The sequence below is a fragment of the Ruegeria sp. genome, from assembly GCF_965199275.1.
Lineage (GTDB): Bacteria > Pseudomonadota > Alphaproteobacteria > Rhodobacterales > Rhodobacteraceae > Ruegeria.
Genome location: NZ_CBDAQX010000015.1, coordinates 414,359 through 428,858, shown reverse-complemented (window position 1 = coordinate 428,858; position 14,500 = coordinate 414,359). Strand labels below are relative to the sequence as shown.

General features: G+C 58.6%; 15 protein-coding genes and 2 pseudogenes. 9 read left to right on the top strand and 8 right to left on the bottom strand.

The genetic code is table 11. The features are described from left to right. Positions 1–7 precede the first annotated feature (7 nt). The 4 genes from ACOERD_RS13280 to ACOERD_RS13265 all read right to left on the bottom strand — a co-directional run bounded on the left by ACOERD_RS13280 (position 8) and on the right by ACOERD_RS13265 (position 3,128). Complete coding sequence (locus ACOERD_RS13280; RefSeq protein WP_419739339.1) at positions 8–934, bottom strand: thermonuclease family protein; 927 nt, start codon at positions 932–934, stop codon at positions 8–10. A 93-nt stretch (positions 935–1,027) separates the two neighbouring features. After that, on the bottom strand, positions 1,028–1,288 hold the full coding sequence (locus tag ACOERD_RS13275) for a DUF6525 family protein (RefSeq protein ID WP_419739338.1): 261 nt from the start codon (positions 1,286–1,288) through the stop codon (positions 1,028–1,030). Next, on the bottom strand, positions 1,285–1,920 hold the full coding sequence (locus ACOERD_RS13270) for a DUF1826 domain-containing protein (RefSeq protein ID WP_419739337.1): 636 nt from the start codon (positions 1,918–1,920) through the stop codon (positions 1,285–1,287). Before ACOERD_RS13270 ends, ACOERD_RS13275 begins: the two co-directional genes overlap by 4 nt. Beyond that, positions 1,917–3,128, bottom strand: coding sequence for a GTP-binding protein (locus ACOERD_RS13265; protein ID WP_419739336.1), 1,212 nt, complete (start codon positions 3,126–3,128; stop codon positions 1,917–1,919). The genes ACOERD_RS13270 and ACOERD_RS13265 overlap by 4 nt, the downstream gene beginning before the upstream one ends. Positions 3,129–3,232: 104 nt before the next feature. Between ACOERD_RS13265 and ACOERD_RS13260 the strand changes: the two genes are divergently transcribed. After that, a complete protein-coding gene (locus tag ACOERD_RS13260) occupies positions 3,233–3,628 on the top strand; it encodes an Rrf2 family transcriptional regulator (protein WP_170376931.1) in 396 nt (131 codons plus the stop codon). A 171-nt stretch (positions 3,629–3,799) separates the two neighbouring features. Here ACOERD_RS13260 and ACOERD_RS13255 read toward each other — a convergent pair whose 3' ends face one another. Further along, positions 3,800–4,543 carry a substrate-binding domain-containing protein gene (locus ACOERD_RS13255; protein ID WP_419739416.1) on the bottom strand — a complete coding sequence of 248 codons (744 nt, stop codon included), beginning with the start codon at positions 4,541–4,543 and terminating at the stop codon, positions 3,800–3,802. 99 nt (positions 4,544–4,642) lie between these two features. Next, positions 4,643–4,828, bottom strand: a pseudogene (locus ACOERD_RS13250) (transcriptional regulator); the annotation flags it as partial. A 216-nt stretch (positions 4,829–5,044) separates the two neighbouring features. Between ACOERD_RS13250 and ACOERD_RS13245 the strand changes: the two are divergent. Beyond that, positions 5,045–6,160, top strand: coding sequence for an extracellular solute-binding protein (locus ACOERD_RS13245; protein ID WP_419739335.1), 1,116 nt, complete (start codon positions 5,045–5,047; stop codon positions 6,158–6,160). Positions 6,161–6,166: 6 nt separating this feature from the next. Here the strand turns inward: ACOERD_RS13245 and ACOERD_RS13240 are convergent, their stop codons facing one another. Next, positions 6,167–7,909: an IS1634 family transposase gene (locus tag ACOERD_RS13240; protein WP_419737624.1), complete on the bottom strand. Its 1,743-nt coding sequence runs from the start codon at positions 7,907–7,909 to the stop codon at positions 6,167–6,169. Between ACOERD_RS13240 and ACOERD_RS13235 the strand changes: the two genes are divergently transcribed. From ACOERD_RS13235 to ACOERD_RS13205, 7 genes and pseudogenes are all read left to right on the top strand, one after another. Continuing rightward, positions 7,902–8,138 carry a hypothetical protein gene (locus tag ACOERD_RS13235; RefSeq protein ID WP_419739334.1) on the top strand — a complete coding sequence of 79 codons (237 nt, stop codon included), beginning with the start codon at positions 7,902–7,904 and terminating at the stop codon, positions 8,136–8,138. The two genes, ACOERD_RS13240 and ACOERD_RS13235, sit on opposite strands and share 8 nt — an antisense overlap. Beyond that, positions 8,047–8,445: pseudogene (locus ACOERD_RS13230) on the top strand (extracellular solute-binding protein); the annotation flags it as partial. The gene ACOERD_RS13235 and the pseudogene ACOERD_RS13230, both read left to right, overlap by 92 nt. Positions 8,446–8,517: 72 nt before the next feature. Further along, entirely contained in the window at positions 8,518–9,399 is an 882-nt protein-coding gene (locus tag ACOERD_RS13225) for an ABC transporter permease subunit (protein ID WP_170463282.1), read from the top strand. An 11-nt stretch (positions 9,400–9,410) separates the two neighbouring features. Next, positions 9,411–10,304, top strand: a complete 894-nt coding sequence (locus ACOERD_RS13220) for an ABC transporter permease subunit (RefSeq protein ID WP_170376923.1) — start codon at positions 9,411–9,413, stop codon at positions 10,302–10,304. Between the two features lie 11 nt (positions 10,305–10,315). After that, positions 10,316–11,362: an ABC transporter ATP-binding protein gene (locus ACOERD_RS13215; RefSeq protein WP_419739333.1), complete on the top strand. Its 1,047-nt coding sequence runs from the start codon at positions 10,316–10,318 to the stop codon at positions 11,360–11,362. 56 nt (positions 11,363–11,418) lie between these two features. Then, positions 11,419–12,378: an endonuclease/exonuclease/phosphatase family protein gene (locus tag ACOERD_RS13210; protein ID WP_419739332.1), complete on the top strand. Its 960-nt coding sequence runs from the start codon at positions 11,419–11,421 to the stop codon at positions 12,376–12,378. A 207-nt stretch (positions 12,379–12,585) separates the two neighbouring features. Next, on the top strand, positions 12,586–13,326 hold the full coding sequence (locus tag ACOERD_RS13205) for a 4'-phosphopantetheinyl transferase family protein (RefSeq protein ID WP_419739331.1): 741 nt from the start codon (positions 12,586–12,588) through the stop codon (positions 13,324–13,326). 142 nt (positions 13,327–13,468) lie between these two features. Here the strand turns inward: ACOERD_RS13205 and ACOERD_RS13200 are convergent, their stop codons facing one another. After that, on the bottom strand, positions 13,469–14,392 hold the full coding sequence (locus ACOERD_RS13200) for an SMP-30/gluconolactonase/LRE family protein (protein ID WP_419739330.1): 924 nt from the start codon (positions 14,390–14,392) through the stop codon (positions 13,469–13,471). Between the last annotated feature and the right edge of the window lie 108 nt (positions 14,393–14,500).

Genomic DNA, 14,500 nt, shown 5'->3' with positions numbered 1-14,500 from the left:
CTTATCCCTAGTGCGACGGCAGGCCGGTTTCGGGCATGGTGAAATCGTCCGGCAGGATCACGATATCCTTGGGGTCGACTGTCAACCTCATCGACGCGGGCGAGGTCACCTCGACCACATTATGGAAATGGGCGTCATAGTCTTCGGGCAGAAGCATTCGATCGTCCCGGTCCCTCGGGTCCGCGCGTAGCCAGGTATCGAACCCGGTCAAATCGTCGAATTCATCCGCGAAATAGTCATGCAGGCGCCGGAAGAGCTTGGGCCAGATTACCAGATCTTGATAATTCGCAGGGGTTACTTCGAAGTCTTGCCCGGGGGCAGAAGCGTCATCAGGATACAGACCCTTCCCCGCCGCACGGGCCTGATCCGCAATCCCTCCGAGATGCCGGGCAAGTGAGATCGGCAGCGTCAGGTAGAACAGCGGATAGGACTGACCAGCCTCCAGGCTGCGAGCGTTGAAGCTCTGATCCACGCGGTCCGGCATCAGTTTGAATACCTCACCGTCCGGTTCGGGCGCATCACCCGAGTAGACAAAGGCCACAATCCGGCCGTGGCCGTCCAGACCATTGGTCAGGATGTAACCGCGAACCGGGTTGTTTTCGACCTGCTGTACCTTGTTTGGCTTGTCATCCCAGAACACCACGCCTCCGAACCCGGCCCAATCCAACAGAAAATCGCGCGACGCCTCCGCAAGGGGTTTGTTCTGATGCGCGCTGCGGAAATGGGTTTCGAGCGCATCCAGACCTTCAAACCGCAGATTGATCATCCCGCGCCCATTGAAGCCGGGCCGGGGCTGACCCGAACGCCAAAGGTCCTGAACAAGCGACGGGTCATCTGGTTTGAATTTCAGAGTATCACCGTCAGGTTCCGGGCCCTGCTTTGGAATGTCGGGATAGAAAATATGAAACTCGCCCTTAATCAGCTTATAGGCCATTGCGCCCTCCGTAATTCATCAATCAACAATGATCGGATGGTGACGGCTGAGCGTAACAGTTTCAAGTCAAAGCGACCCCAGAGCCTGGGTGCACTAACCGCGCGGCAGGGCCATCACCTTGTCACGTGCCAGCGTACTCGCCTCGGCCCGATTCAGCGATAGCAACGTTTCTTCCGGCGTAAGACCTTTGGCCAGTGCTTTGACCCAAATCCGGCGCGCCGAGACGGGCGACCATGGCAGGGCCGCTTCGGACAACCACTGCCGCAACGGGGCGGGCAGGCTGTCAAATACGGCCATGGGATCGCCCGCGCGCTTCCTGCGCCGCAAGCTGCTTTGCCCCAGATTTCCGGTCATGCAGCCTCTTCCGGGTCGTTGATCGGATCCAATACCAGTACGAGCCGGGTCTCGCCGGTGCCTTCGATCGGAGGGGAACGGTGCAAAAGGCCCGACCGCGGTGTTTCCGGCCAGCGTGTCCCGCGCAACAGGATCGGAGAACCGGTTTGCACCGTAAAGACACGTTGAGGCTCAGCGCCATCACGCGAAATGCCGTATTGCGTGCCGGTACCACGATAGGTGCAAACCAGTCGCGCCGTGATGGCATCGATATGGAACTTACGGCAGGCGTTGGTTGTGACAACATCCAGCCGCAACCGCAAATACCGGGCCGAGACCAGATCTGAAAACACGTCTGCCAGTAAGGCGATATCCGCCTCCAGCCAGTCCCGCTCAGGGCATGCTGGCAAACCGGACATGTCGCAAAGATGGCTGATTGTTTCGGTCACCTTGCCCAACGGAAGGATCACCCGCCCCTTCGGCAGGTCCTCGGGTTCAAGATCATTTAGCCAGCTTTGAACACTGGGCGGAGTTTGACGCCGCCAAAGTGCTGCGGCGCAGCCTGGGTTGAGAAAGGCGCTCAGCGCCTCGGGCGTATCCGCAACGCCAACCCCAACGGCCGCACCGATCACGGTTTGGCGTACAACGCTCATGCTGCCGCCTCAGCCCGACGCCAGATCGGGAACGGGTCGGGATAGTCCGGCAAATTGTCGGGACCCAAACCCGCAACAGCAGGTACGAGGCAGGCATCCAATCGCGCCCTGAGGGTCGGCCAGTCGATCCCTGCCCCGATGAACACGATCTCTTGCCGGCGGTCTCCCCATGGTTCTTGCCAATGAGCCTGCATGTAGGCGCGGGCGCTGTCATGGGTCGGTCGGCGTTCTTCCGGAACCGAAGCCCACCAAGTGCCCAAAGGCTGCACGCTAGAGAGCGCTCCGGCCAGCGAAAACTCAGCCACCCAATCGGGACGCGTAGAAATCCAGAAATGCCCCTTGGCCCGGATCACACCCGGCAGATCGCCGTTCAGAACCTCAAGGATACGCTCGGGCACGAAGGGCAGACGCGCCCGGTAGACATAAGACGCAACACCATATTCTTCAGTCTCCGGCACGTGGTCAGCAAAGCCATACAGCTCTTTGGCCCACATCGGATGCTCATGGGCTTTTTCGAAGTCAAACAGCCCGGTATCGAGGATTTTCTCAGCCGCCACAGCGGAGTGATTGACCTCGACGATCTCGGCATCCGCATTAAGGCTGCGGATGATCTTGCGGGTCGCGTCGACCTTTTCCGGCCCGGCATCGTCGACCTTGTTCAGGATCACGACATCGGCGAACTCAATCTGATCGGTCAGCAAATGGACGAGAGTGCGTTCGTCTTCCTCGCCCATGGTCTCACCGCGATCCTGCAGGAAGTCATGCGAGGAGAAATCCCCGAGCAGGTTTACCGCATCGACAACCGTCACCATCGTGTCCAGACGCGCCACATCGGACAGGCTTTCACCATACTCATCGCGGAAATCAAAGGTCGCAGCCACCGGCAGAGGCTCGGAAATACCCGTTGATTCAATCAGCAGATAGTCAAAGCGCCCCTCGGCCGCCAGTCGGCGGACCTCATCCAAAAGGTCATCGCGTAGGGTGCAGCAAATACAGCCATTCGACATTTCAACCAGCGTCTCGTCCGTCCGGCTCAGCTCGGTATCGGCGCGCACAAGGTCGGCGTCGATATTCACCTCGGACATGTCGTTCACGATCACCGCGACACGGCGACCTTCGCGGTTGTTGAGAACCCGGTTCAGCAAGGTGGTCTTGCCAGCCCCAAGAAATCCGGAAAGCACCGTGACGGGAAGGCGCGTATCTGACATATGAGTCTCCATAGCTCTGGATGCGGTTCTTGTAACTTTCATAGTTACTAGATTAATGCAACAGCCAAAGTTACGTTGCCAGCAGGTTTGGAGAACCCCGTCATATGAAGCGCAATAGCCGCCTGTCACTTGCCCTGCATACGCTCAGCCACATGGCCGGAGAGCCGGACCGTGTGCGCACCTCAACCGAAATTGCGGATCATGCCGGAACCAACCCGGTTGTTGTGCGTCGCGTTTTGGGAAAATTGCGCGCCGCCGGTCTACTGACATCCGAGAAAGGCCATGCAGGCGGATGGCGTCTGGCCCGCGTTCCGAGCGAAATCACGCTAGCCGACGTCTACCTTGCGCTGGACGAGCGCCTTGTCGCAAGCGGCAGTGAAGATGAGGCGCCAACCTGTTCTGTCGAACATGCCTTGCAAAAACGCGTGCGCGGCGTTCTGGAAGAGATTGAGCAGAGCTTGGTAGAAAGACTGTCAGAGACGTCGATCAAAGAGGTCTGAGACAGGCCCCGACCCACACTCACAACAACTTGCGGCAGCAGAAAGGCACCTTTGTCGAAACCTGTCTCCCTTTGACGGCAAAATCGGGTGAGAGGCGGTGTGAAGAATATCAAAATCCAACACGCGCCGACGAACCCTTCGCGATTTCAGGCACCTCGGGCCGTATCAGCGTCAATGGGTACCGCGCGGGACAAAGAAGGGCTCGATCAGAAGGGTCTCACTGTCCTTTGCCGGTTCAGCCAGACGTTTTTCCAGCAAGGTGATCACATGTTCGACCGAAAGGTCGATCGGATTGTTGATCGTGCTGAGATTGAACGCGGGCCACCCGGCCATTTCAATATCATCAAAGCCCACAATCGAGAGTGTTTCGGGCACGTCCACGTCCAACTCCCGTGCCGCGGTCAACGCTCCGATGGCGCTGGCATCATTGGCACAGATCAGCGCATCAAGACTGTTTTCCCGCAGTAGTTTTTGCGCTGCGTCGTATCCAGCCCCAACCGTGAAATCTCCGACCTCTTCCGCGATCAGGGACAATCCTGCCGACGCCAAAGTGTTGACCACCCCGGCCCTCCGATCATCTGAAGATCCGAACTCGGCCGCGCCCGCAATGAACCCGAACCGTGTGCGGCCCTTGTCCAACAAAACACGGGTCGCGATGGTCATCCCGTCGGCATTCTTGCAGCACACATTGTCGATCCCCGCCGCATCCACGATGCGCCCGGATGAGATCATGGGGACCCCGAATTTGCTGCATTGCTCCACAAGCGCGCCGGGCATGCTACCTCCGCGCAGAATCAGAGCATCCAGCGGATAGCGCAAAACCTGATCCATGGCTGATTCAGCGCTCTCTCCACTGCCATCAATCAGAATCGGCCACTTGTTCAGAGCGTTCAACTGCCCGACCAACCGGTTCACAAACTCTGAGTCGTAGGTGCTCCGTTTGTTGCCTACAAAGACCGCTACGAGGTGCGATCGCCCCCCCTTCAACCCTGCCGCCAACGCGTTGGGTTGATACCCCATACGGTCAGCCATATGCATGATTTTTATACGTTTTTCAGCATCAAGATAGGCGCCGGGCGTAAACGCACGGGACACGGCCGAGCGGGACACGCCCGCCGCATCGGCAACCGCCTGCGCCGTAACGCGGCGCGGTCTGTCCAGTTGTTTTTTGCTGTCATCAACCACGCCTAAGCTGTCCATCTTTTTTGTTTAATTTGTCAATATTGCTAGAAATCTTTCATCGAACTGTCATACGTTAACAGTATGTGGTCACGTGTGCAGTTTGCGGACGTGTTCCACTGATGCGGGTCGGAGGCTGCGCGCGAAAAACGCCGCAGGGGAGCCTGCATGAAAACTGGCACATAATGCCAACGGTCTTTTTGCTGCAAAGGGCCGATACCGAACCGGAGGATCGAAATGAACAATCTGAAGTTTTGCGCAACAGCTGCCGCGCTCGCGTTCACCGCGACCGCAGCTTTTGCAGAAACCGAAATCACTTGGTGGCATGCCCATGGCGGGCAGCTGGGGGAAACCGTTAACAAGGTTGCCGAGAAATTCAACGAGTCCCAGGACGAATACACAATCACTCCGATCTACAAGGGCAGCTACGAAGAAACGCTGACCGCAGGGATCGCTGCCTTCCGCGCGGGCGAGCAGCCCAACATCATGCAGGTGTTTGACGCAGGTGCCGCCACCGTGATCGCGGCCAAAGGCGCGACCGTTCCGGTTCAGGACCTGCTGGCTGAAAACGGCGTCGAATTCGACATCAACGACTACATTGCCGGTGTGCGTTATTTCTATGCCGACAGCGATGGCAAGATGATCGGGATGCCGTTCAACTCGTCGACCCCGATCCTGTATTACAATGTCGACGCTCTGGAAGCTGCTGGCGTGACCCCGCCGAAGACATGGGAAGAGTTCCAGTCTACCACCGCTCCGGCGCTGAAAGAGGCAGGCTACATCCCGCTCAGCCAGTCGCACCTGCCCTGGATCTTCACCGAGAACTTCATGTCGCGTCACAACCTGCCGTTTGCGACCAACAACAACGGCTATGACGGCATGGACACCGAGATCCTCGTCAACAACGACGCGATCAAGGCGCACTTCACCGCCGTGACCGAGTGGAAAGACAACGGAATGTTCGAATGGTATGGCACCGGTTGGGGTGACAACGCAAAACCGTTCGAAGAAGGTAAAGTTGCGATGTGGCTGGGTTCGTCGGGTTCCTTCGGCGGGTTGCTGCAGAAAGACCTGGGCTTTGAATTCAGCGCGGTTGAGCTGCCCTATTGGGAAGCTGTCACGGCTGAGCCAACCCAAACCTTCATCGGCGGCGCAGCTCTGTTTGCGATGTCGGGCAAGTCGGACGAGGAAAACAAGGCAACTGCCGAGTTCTTCCGCTTCCTGACCGCGCCTGAGACCCAGTATTTCCTGACTTCCGACATTTTTTCGTATAAGTCATTGATATTATTATGCCTTGGTTGCCAAAAGGCACTACACGGACTTTTTTCGCCAGCGATTGTTTCGGAGTGTTGAGGGAGCTCAGGCTTTGGTCTGGCCAGTTTTTCGGGTGCGCCCGGGGGGTATCTTGAAAGGGGCTTCGTTCCAGGTCAGGCCGACGCAGGTGAGGATGCGTCTGGCATCGACCGTGGCATGGCTTGGCATGCCGTAGCGGTCAGGGGTGCCTTTGTGGCGCAGGATCGAGAGCTGCAATGCGTTCAACTCGTTGCGGATACGAGCCGGGCTCATCGGGTGTCCGAGCAGGTCCAGATGCTTGCGCAGGTGCTGCAGGCAGCAGAAGGCCATGTAGCAGATGGCGATATGGGCCCGGACCCGACGCGGCGACCAGTGATAGATGGGCCGGATTTTCAGATCGTGCTTGTTGGTGCGGAAGCAGGCTTCGATCTCCCACAACTGGTGATAGCGGGCAATGACGTCCTGTGCCTCCAGTTCGTCCGCACCATGAACAACAATGGCATGCAGCCCGTCCCATTGTGCCGCTGCCTTGATCTTTGCATCATCCAGCGTGACGTCCCCGCTGTCGGGGAAGGCCAGGAAGCGGCCATATCCCCGGCTGCTGAAGCTGCCGGGTTTGCGAGAGCGCTTGAGCTTCTTGTGCAGCTTTTCGATTGCCTTGTCGCGCTTGTGGGCATCATTGCGTGCCCGGGTGGGTGACCAGGTCACAATGACCCGCGCTCCCTCCTGGTCGATCACCTTGTACCAGCCCTTCTCGGTTGCCTCTTCAGAACCGTGTCCAGCCCAAGGCTGGCGTCCCTCCGGGCTCAAAATGTTCGCCTTCACGGCGGCCGGGGCGGACTTCATGCGATAGCCGAGGATGTAGGGCAGACCCTTGTTCTGCAACATCTGCTGGTTGTCCTTGCTGAGCATGGCGGCATCGGCCACGAACGTGACCCTGGCCACGTCGAAGCGTCCCTCCAACGCCTTCAGCGCAGCTTCCAGCGTATGACCTTCCCAGGTGTTTCCCGGGAAGAGTTCATAGCCCACAGGCAGCCCATCGGAGGTGACGATCAGCGCCAGCATGACCTGAGCGCGGTGATGCTTGCCATCCTTGCTGAAGCCCTTGGCCAGAAGATGATCCTGCTCGACCCCGTCCGCATCCTCGGCCGGGTCCTCGCGCTCGGTGTCAAAGGCCAGGGTCGTGCAATCGTAGAACAGCACGGTCACTGGCCCGCCCAGCAACTTCTCTGCCGCCGCGTGAGAGGTTTTGCAAATCCCGTCTATCACCGGCGTATTGATGTAATCCATGCTCCGATAGACCACGTCCAGATTGAGCGTGATGCCTGCCTGGTTCTCCAACGCCTCCACGGTCGCGCGCTTGCTCTCGGGCTGTGCGATCCGCGCCATAACCAGCTCTTTCACAATGCGATTGGCACTTTTACGCGCCGCCCCCAGAAGGGCCCCCCAACCCAGTTGGTCATACATCGTCCCCATGACATCCCGCAGACCCAGAGAGACCCGCGCCTCCTCACGGCACTCGGCAAGATCAACGCCAAGCTTGTCCGGCCGCGGAGCGCGGCGCACCAGCGCCTGCAGATCGGCATATTCCGTGGGCGTGAACAGTTCCATTTGCGGCGAGCGATCAATGCGTAATTGCTCCATCAAGCGGCCCGCCAGACGCTTGATATCCTCAATCTCGCTGTCGTTATGGGCCACACCCACATGGCGCAGGATCTTCTGGCGTACCTTGGAGCCGGTGCGGACGGATTCAACGATCTGGATCCGTGTGCGGTTGAGCTTTGCGTCATGTTTGGTGCGGATGAACATGGGCGAAGAGGTTAGCCATCTGAAGGCCCATGTCAATACTTTTTATAATAATGGGGCACTACAACGCGCCTCTGAGCAACCACACCTGAAAACAAACCAAAAACCCAGTCAGATCAACAAAAAGGTCGGAAGTCAGGATCGGCGGCGCAGCTCTGTTTGCGATGTCGGGCAAGTCGGACGAGGAAAACAAGGCAACTGCCGAGTTCTTCCGCTTCCTGACCGCGCCTGAGACCCAGTATTTCTGGCATCAGGAAACCGGTTATGTCCCGATCACCGAGGCCGCTTATGAAGCCGCCAAGGCAGACGGCCACTATGACCGCTACCCTGCCGCCGAAGTTGGTGTGAACCAGCTGCAAGCCAAGGCCGGTGACAACACCAAGGGCTACCGCATGGGCTTCTACGTTCAGATCCGCGACATCATGAACCGCGAGTATGGCCGTATCCTGACCGGTGAGACCGACGTGGAAAGCGCCTTCCAGAACATCGAAGCCGAAGCCAACGAATTGCTGGCACGCTTCGCCAAGACTCAGGGCTAAGGTTCTGGGATCACCCCCAAGATGGTCGCGCCTTTGGGCGCGGCCATCCCCCTTTTTGCAACTGGACGAACAATGAAACGCGCGGGCTTCGACACTATCTGGCTTCCTGTGGCGCTGCTGCTGCCGCAGCTCATGATCATCGCCATCTTCTTCTACTGGCCCGCTGGATGGGCGCTGCAATCGTCGTTCTTTCTGCAGGACCCGTTCGGGTTCGGCTCGACCTTTGTGGGGGCGGACAACTACACCTCATTGCTGGGCAATGATCAGTACAAACGCATCGCGTGGTTTACGGTTGTCTTTTCCATTCTGGTCACTTTCTTTTCGCTGGCCATCGCGCTGTTGCTGGCGGTCAAGGCCGACAAGGTGATCCGAGGGGCGAGGTCCTATCGCACCCTGCTGATGTGGGTCTACGCAATTGCGCCACCCGTCGCGGGCTTTCTGGGCATTCTGTTCTTTGATCAAAGTACCGGCCCCATGACCAAGTTCTTCGGACTGTTCGGCTGGGATTTCAAGCTGGGCGTTGACTACAACGCCACCGCAACGGCAATGATCATCGTCGCGGTGTGGAAACAGATCCCGGTCAATTTCATCTTTTTCCTGTCGGGCCTGCAATCCATCCCACGTTCAGTTCGCGAGGCGGCCATGATCGACAACCGCTCATCCACGCGGCGGTTCTGGGACGTGACCTTTCCTCTGCTGGCCCCAACCGCGTTTTTCCTCCTGATCATCAACATCACCTATGCCCTGTTCGATACATTCGGCATCATCGACGCACTGATGAAGGGTGAGCCGGGCAACAACCCGATGACGCTTGTCTACAAGGTGTATCTGGATGGCTTCCGCGGCAACGACCTTGGCGGATCATCCGCGCAATCCGTTGTGTTGATGGCCCTTGTTCTGATCCTGACCGTCTTCCAGTTCCGGCTGGTGGAACGCCGGATTCACTATACCTGAGGGAGGATATCATGGCCGACACCACACTCGACACACCCGCCGTGACCCGTAAACCCCGCAGAATCCGCTGGGAAACGATCGGAGATCACTTTGTCCTCATCCTTGGGTCCTTGCTGATGATCCTGCCGCCGCTGCTGGCGCTGACCACAGCCAGCCACGACGCGGTCACCATTCACCGCGAGGGCATCCAACTGGGCCTAGGCGACGACTTGGGCAAGAACTTCAACGCCGCCATGTTTGAAAAAGGCGGGTTCACTCAGACGGTTGATGGCACCTTGATGCTGATGAACTCATTCATCCTAGGCATCGGTTTTGCAGTGGGCAAGATCATCATCTCGATGATGGCGGCCTATGCCATCGTCTATTTCCGTCTGCGCTTTGCAACGCTGGCCTTCTGGGTGATCTTCACCACCCTGTTGCTGCCGCTCGAGGTCCGCATCCTGCCCTCCTACGAAGCGATCCAGAAACTGGGCCTGACCAACACCTATACCGGTCTAATCGTTCCCCTGATCGCATCTGCCACAGGCACGTTCTTCTTCCGGCAGTTCTTTATGTCCGTCCCCGAAGAACTGGCCGAGGCGGCCCGGATCGACGGCGCAGGGCCGTGGAAGTTCTTTATCGACATCCTCGTCCCGCTCAGCCGCACGATGATTGCCGCGATCTTCATCATCATGTTCGTCTTTGGCTGGAACCAGTACCTGTGGCCAACGCTGATCACGACGGATGAAAGCTTCTTCACGCTGGTCCGGGGCATCAAACAGATCGTGCTGACCTACACCGACAGTCAGATCCCCGAGCATGGACAAGCGTTGGCGCTGGCGATTGTTGCGATGATCCCGCCGGTGGCGATCGTCATCTTCTTCCAGAATTGGTTCGTCAAGGGCCTCACAGAATCCGACAAATAAGGAATACGCGCATGGCTCAGGTATCATTAGAGGGCATCCGCAAGGTCTATCCCAACGGCTTCAAGGCCGTTCAGACCACCAGCTTCACCATTCAGGACGGCGAGTTTGTCGTTCTGGTTGGCCCTTCGGGCTGCGGCAAATCCACGTTGCTGCGCATGATCGCGGGGCTTGAGGATATCACCGAAGGCACGCTGAAAATCGGCGACCGGGTGGTCAACGATGTGGACCCTGCGGATCGGGACATCGCGATGGTGTTCCAGAACTACGCGCTTTACCCGCATATGACGGTGCGCAAAAACATCGGGTATGGCCTGAAGAACCGCGGCACGCCAGCGACCGAGATCGCAGCCAAGGTCGAAGACGCCGCCAAGATGCTGAACCTGTCTGAATATCTGGACCGCAAACCGGCGCAATTGTCCGGTGGTCAACGCCAGCGCGTCGCCATGGGGCGCGCGGTGGTGCGCGACCCCGCCTTGTTCCTCTTTGATGAACCTCTTTCGAACCTCGATGCAAAGCTGCGCAACCAGATGCGGATCGAGATCAAAGCCCTGCAGCGTCGTCTTGGCACGACGGCAGTTTACGTAACCCATGACCAGGTCGAGGCGATGACGATGGCCGACAGGATCATCGTTTTGAACGCAGGCCGGATTGAACAGATCGGCACCCCCTCCGAGATCTACCACAATCCGGCATCTACCTTCGTCGCCTCGTTCATGGGTGCCCCACCCATGAACCTGATCGAGGCCGAAGCGTCAGACGGACAGGTGCGCCTCAACGGCTATGACGGGCTGATGCCCGCGCCACAGGCCGTCAGCGGCCCGGTGACCATGGGTGTACGTCCCGAGGATGTCGAACTGGATGAGAACGGATCCGTCTCGTTCCAGGTCGACATCCTCGAAGAACTTGGCGCGCATCGTCTGCTGCACGGCACGCTTGCGGATCAGCCGTTTACCGTCATGGTCGGCAAAGATCATAGCGTCCACACAGGCGAGACCCGCATCACCCTGAAACACGACGCCCTGCGTCTGTTCGACGTGGAAACGGGAAAAGTCCTTTGATCACGCAGACTGTCGCGACTTTGCCCGCTGTCACATCAGACCAGCGGGCTGAAATCATGGCCGCCCCGCGCACAACGCAGGCGCATCGCTCGCTAATGGCATCCTTGCCGGCGATGAACACGCTGCAATTGGGCGGCGAGGCCAAAGCGGCCCAACTGCCGGCGCAGATCACCGTCGCTGCCTGGAATGTTGAACGCTGCCTGTTTCCCGAAGAAACCGCCGCGCATCTGGCCCCGATCGCGCCAGATATCGTTCTGTTGTCCGAAGTCGATTGCGGCATGGCCCGCACCGCGCAACGCCACACCACCGAAGAGGTCGCTCGTGCCCTTGGCATGACCTACGCCTTTGGCGTCGAGTTTCACGAGCTTGACCTGGGCGGCCCGACCGAGCGCGCCTTTTGCACCGATGATTTCAACACAACCGGCTGGCACGGCAACGCCGTTCTATCCTCGGTCCCGTTTGAGCGCACAGCTTTGATCCGATTGGACGACCACGGCCATTGGTTCACCCCCGAAAGCGGGGCAGCAGACCCTGAACAACCCCGGGTCGGCGGGCGCATGGCCATTGCCGCCGTGGTGCCAACCGAACGGGGGCCGATCTGCGTGGTCTCCACCCATCTGGAAAGCAATTCCGCCGCTGAACACCGGCAAGTTCAGTTCGAACTTCTGCTAGAGGAGATTGACGCCTTCGCCCCCGACATGCCCGTTCTGATCGGAGGAGATCTGAACACCGGCAACCACCTTCCCCCCGATTTCGACTGGCGCCGCGAAACCTTGTTCGTACTGGCCGAAGATCAGGGCTATTCGTGGGCGTTTACGGCCGAGGGCGACACGACCCGCCCCAGTCTGATCACGCCACACCCGGACCGAAAGATGAAACTGGACTGGCTGGCCGGGCGGGGTTTCACGCCCGTAGACAAGGGCGTGCTGAGCTCAATCTCGGCCAATGGCACACCGCTTTCCGACCACGACTGCGTTTGGACAAAGGCCGATATCTCCGCGCGTTCTGACACATGATCCAATTCCGGTCGTAGTCTGGCACGCGTCTAAGCGTTTTGAAGACATGAGGGGTGCTTAGCCCCCCAACCCTCTGCGCGAGCGGTGGGTTTTGGCGGGTGCTCTCAAATGGTTCGCGACAATTTAAGCTGCCCCACTGTGCAGATCTCATACAATTTGAAAAACCCGATTGACGTGGCGCGATGCTTGGGGGAAGCCAAGGGGGCCATGACACCGTCCGCCCAACACCTCTCTTCCCTTGAAACGCTCTCCGACGGGTTCCTGATGGACGTGCGGACCATGGACATTGGGTCTGCAACAGCTTCTGCTGTGATCGCGAGGTTTGATGAATCCCGTTTTGCAGATGGCCTTTTCACGACGTTGGACGTCGATCGCCCGGATCGTTTAGACAGGGCCATTGAAAAGCGAAAGGCCGAGTATCTGGCAGGCCGTGCCGTAGCGATGGCCGCTTTGGCGTCAACAGGGCATGCGCCTACGCAGATCGCAACAGGATCCAACCGCGAACCGATCTGGCCCGCAGGCATGGCAGGTTCGATCACGCATTCCAAAGGGCGATGTGCGGCGATTGTCACCGATCAGCCCGGCACTTTGGTTGGCGTCGATATTGAGGACATCGCCGAAGGATCCTCACTGGATGCGATTTTCAAGGTCGCTTTGCAGCCCGAAGAAACCCGGCTGATCCGGGAAAGCGACGCGCAGGCGTTGATGGCTACGATTGTATTCTCGGCCAAAGAGACACTCTACAAAGCCCTATTCCCGGCAGTTCAACAGTTCTTTGGCTTTAACCATGCTGAACTGCACCGCGTGCCCGGCGAAACCGTCCTACGGCTGCGGTTGACCAAGCCGTTAAAGAATACAGTCACGGCAGGGACAGTCTTCGACATCGGCTACCGACAACTGGACCGCAGCGTCATTACCTGGCTTGTCACACCCGTGCCGGCAGGCTGAGCATTCGCAACCCGGCCAAGGCCTTGTGCTTCTTGTTCCGTGTCGCCGGGTTACACCTGCGAAACACCGGTATCTCGCTCCGCTTCTGGCTATCGCTCAAATATCTGCTGATCTCGCCCGCGCAAGGCAGACGGCCTTTGCATCAAGCTGTGAACTCTAATTTCAATCCCGGACGAGGCCATCTGGCTTTGTAGATCTTGCCCGTGCTGGAGGCTGTGATCCAGATATCCTGCATATCTTCGCCTCCGAAACACATATTGGTCGTGAAAAGATCGGGTATGGCGACATGTTCCGTTGACCCGTCAGGGCTGAACACCGTGATCCCACCGTTGAAAATCGTCGCCACGCAGACCCGTCCGTCGGCCTCAACCTTGAGACTGTCGAGCCATTGGTACCCCGGCAAGGTCTGCACCACCTGTCCTGGCATCCCCGGAATCGGGCCGGGCTCGACTTGGCCCTTGCCCGTTATCTTCATCGCCCAAAGCCGCCCAAACACCGTGTCCGAGACATAGACGGTGCCGCCATCCGGCGATAATCCGACCCCATTAGGCATCGGAATCGTGGCGGCCTTGATCAGGGTCTTGGCGTCGATCGTGGCATAGTACAGCCCGCCATAGCGCGTGGACTCCGCATCCTCGATACCGGTGTCCGTGAACCAGAACCCGCCATCCTTGTCGAAGACCAGATCGTCGGGCGCGATGAGCCGTTTCCCCTCGTAGGAGTCAAACAGCATCGTGACCTCTCCGGTCTCAAGATCGACCCGATGCACCGACCCACCCTTGTATTGCGGGCGAATAGGTGCGGGAACGGTGATATCGTCGGGTCCGTAGGGCACGAAACTGTAGACACCGCCATTGTTGCAGACATAGGCAGCTCCATCCGGTCCAATTGCCACGCCATTCGGGCCGCCGGGGATTTCGGCCACCACACTGACGGTGCCATCGACGGACAGGCGCACGAGGGTCTGCTCTTTGATATCCACGAACAGGACCGAGCCATCATTCATCGCAACCGGACCTTCTGGAAAGCCCAGCCCGCTGCACATCTCATGTAGTTCCAACGCCATAGCCTCAACTCCCTAATTGCGCCGTGGCCCCGGTGGGGTCGGCCATTGCGGGCCAAGCCCGTCCTTTTCGCGGCGAACTGTGCTGACAAATACAGGTTTTCGCAAGGC